Consider the following 2,768-nt stretch of genomic DNA (forward strand, 5'->3'; position numbering starts at 1 on the left):
GACAACCCTCGGCAGCCTGACCGAAGGACGCGCCTGGGCTTCCTCGCACTGGGCGGTCAAGAAGGTGCGGGAGGAGGCCGGTTACCTCGGGTGCATCACGGCGAAAGAAATCACCCGCGGCAGCAACGGCTGGCATCCACACACGCACGATGTGGAGGTCTTCCGCGATCCGGTCACGCCGAAGGTCTACGGGAAAATGTGCAAGGAGTATTTTGATAAGTTGAATGCTTCCTATGTGCGGAAAGGGCATAAGCCGATGGTGAAAGGCATTGGTGTAAAACTCGATATCATCACCCGGGACTCCGACGCCCTCGGCCGCTACCTGGTCAAGCTCCAGGAAACCGGCGTCGGCCTGGGAAACGAAATGGCCCGCGGAGACTTGAAGAAGGGTCGGAGAGGAAGTCTGATGCCGTTCGATATCGCCGCGTACTTCCTGCGGACCGGCGACGCCGCCGCGTTGAAGCTCTGGCATGAATACGAACGGGAGACCAAGGGCAAGTCGGTGATCCGGTTCAGCAAGGGGCTGCGCGCCGAGCTCCTGCCCGGCGAGGAGGAGGCCTCCGACGAGGACCTCGCCGCCGACGGCGAGGGGGTGGAGGTTGGCCGGCTGGCGAACTGGCTCTACCGCCGCGTCGTCACCCTCGGCCTGGAGGCCGCGGTACTGCGCTCGCTGGACACCGGCGGCTTCGCCGCCCTCACCGAGCTGCTCACCGCCTACCACCTCGACACCACCGGCCTCCACGGCCCCACCCAGGAGATCAACCCAGCAGGTGTCGACAACAACGTTGACTAACACCCTCGACTGATCGTGTCTGGAGGCGTCGAGTACTCCGTGGAACTGGCCATCGGCGGGGCACTGGCGCCCTGGCGATGAGACGATGGTCCACCATGATCAGGAAAAGTTCATCGACATGATCATGACGTGCAGGTCGACGCGGACGGTTTGGACGAGAGGCTCATCGTGAAGACCCTGACAGCAAAGACCCTGACCGCAGCCGTTGTCATCGGCGGCACCCTGCTCGCGACGGGAGGCACATCGTTCGCCGCGGGCACCCTCCCGAAGGGAGCGTTCGTGTCCGCCTGGGGCACAGGCGCAACTGCTGAGGCGGCGGAGGACCAGGCCACGTCCCGCGCGGAGGCTAAGTGTCAGTCGGGGAAGGTGACCACCTGGCCTTCCTCTTACCACACCTACTTCGACCCCGAAAATTGGAACTGGTCGGCCGACTACGCGGGCAACTGCCTATGAAGATCTCGTCGGTGATGACGAGGAGGGAGCCGCGGCCGGCCCCATACAGGAGATCAACCCGGCAGGTGTCGACAACAACGTTGACTAACACCCCCGGCTGATCGTGTTCGGTCGTCTGACGCCCCGCCAGGCCTGCCCTCGGCGGGGCGTTGGCATGTGTCAGCTGCCCCCCAGCGGGGTGAAGAACTGGATGTCAGTGGGGGGTCCCGCGGGGGCGTCCGAGCCGGGTTGCAGCGGGCCGGAAACCGGAGTCCCTCGCGCGCGCACGCGTAGGGCCCCCCGCCAGGAAACCAGGAAACGTGGAAACCTGCAGGTCAGAGGCGGTTGCACCCAGGAAACTCCCAGGAAACTGCAACCCGCGGTTTCCTGAGCTGCAACCGGTGCCGCAGACGGCTGCAACTATCCCGACGCCGAAGAGGCAGACCACGGCAGCGAGGGGGATGCGACAGCCACCCGGTCGTCCTCGCCCGGAACGTCTAAGCGCCCCGCCGGACTGCTCCGACGGGGCGCTGCGGCTTCCTCTGGGCTGTCGTGCCGCTAGGCAACTGCCACGGGCGGCTGGCCCTCCTCTGGCGAACCTTCGCCGGCCTCCGCCTGCTCACGCTTCCGCTGCAGATCTGTCCGGGCCCCGGCGCCGGGACGGTTCTCCAGCCACGCACGGACAGTCGACGGCTTCCAGCGGGGCCGACGCGACGACGTCTGCACGTCGGGGTCCGGCAGCATCCCCTTCCACCTGTAGCCACGTATCGCTTCGACCGAGATGCCGGCCAGCTCAGCTATGTCTGTGTAGTCGAGGAGTGGCTCAAAGTCATCGATGGACTTCTTCATAACCAACGACTCTACTACCTTGACGCGCCGGGGTCGGGCGCGTAACGTTCCGCCCCACAACCGAAAAGCGCCCCCGGACCGGTGTCGACAACACCAGCCCGAGGGCTAACGGATCACCTGCAACGACAGGAGCCCGCTATGAGTCATCTTTCCCTGCCTGGGCGTGGATCTGCGCGCCAGGCTTCGCCCGCTACCCGTCTGGGTGGTGTGGCATGAGTCGCCGTCCGGGTCGGATCACGGTCACGGTCGACCGTCCTGAAGAGATCTTCGATCCGGTGATCCTTGCCGCGTTGCAGGCGGGCCGTCGGGTGACCGCCGCTGAGGAGTTGGACGTCCGCCGTCGGCACACCGCGGAGCTCGCTGCCGACCGTGGTGTCTGCTGCCGGGCGTGCGGGTTCGCGCTGACCGTGCAGCACCAGGCCTGCCCGTCGATCGTCCTGGTGGACTCCCGCAGCCTGCGGATCGCCCTGACCGTCATCCCGCTGGCCCCGCGGCGGCGGTGCACCCGCTGCCGCGGCCAGCTGGACGTGAAGCCGGCGGGGCCGCTGTGCCCGGCCTGCACCGGCCAGGATGATCTGTTCGGTGGTGCGGCATGACTGCCCACCAGACCCCCGCCGCCGGGCCGTCCGAGCAGGGTTGCAACCCGCCGGAAATCGGGGTTCCTCGCGCGCGCACGCGTAGGGCCCCCTCCGGC

At 66.8% G+C, this 2,768-nt stretch carries 2 protein-coding genes and 1 pseudogene; all 3 read left to right on the plus strand.

Annotated elements, in window-relative coordinates:
* Nucleotides 1-793, plus strand: a pseudogene (locus G6R25_RS23175) (hypothetical protein); the annotation flags it as partial.
* A 129-nt stretch (nt 794-922) separates the two neighbouring features.
* On the plus strand, nt 923-1,246 hold the full coding sequence (locus tag G6R25_RS23180; protein ID WP_136448905.1) for a hypothetical protein: 324 nt from the start codon (nt 923-925) through the stop codon (nt 1,244-1,246).
* 1,040 nt (nt 1,247-2,286) lie between these two features.
* Nucleotides 2,287-2,670, plus strand: coding sequence for a hypothetical protein (locus G6R25_RS23185; protein ID WP_163554563.1), 384 nt, complete (start codon nt 2,287-2,289; stop codon nt 2,668-2,670).
* The last annotated feature ends 98 nt before the right edge of the window (nt 2,671-2,768 follow it).

Source organism: Candidatus Frankia alpina (assembly GCF_902806485.1).
In the GTDB taxonomy this organism is placed as follows: Bacteria; Actinomycetota; Actinomycetes; order Frankiales; family Frankiaceae; genus Frankia; species Frankia alpina.

Bases quoted from the DNA above. Each gene is read 5' to 3' on its own strand.
- G6R25_RS23185 (WP_163554563.1), top strand. From the start codon at position 2,287: ATGAGTCGCCGTCCGGGTCGGATCACGGTCACGGTCGACCGTCCTGAA.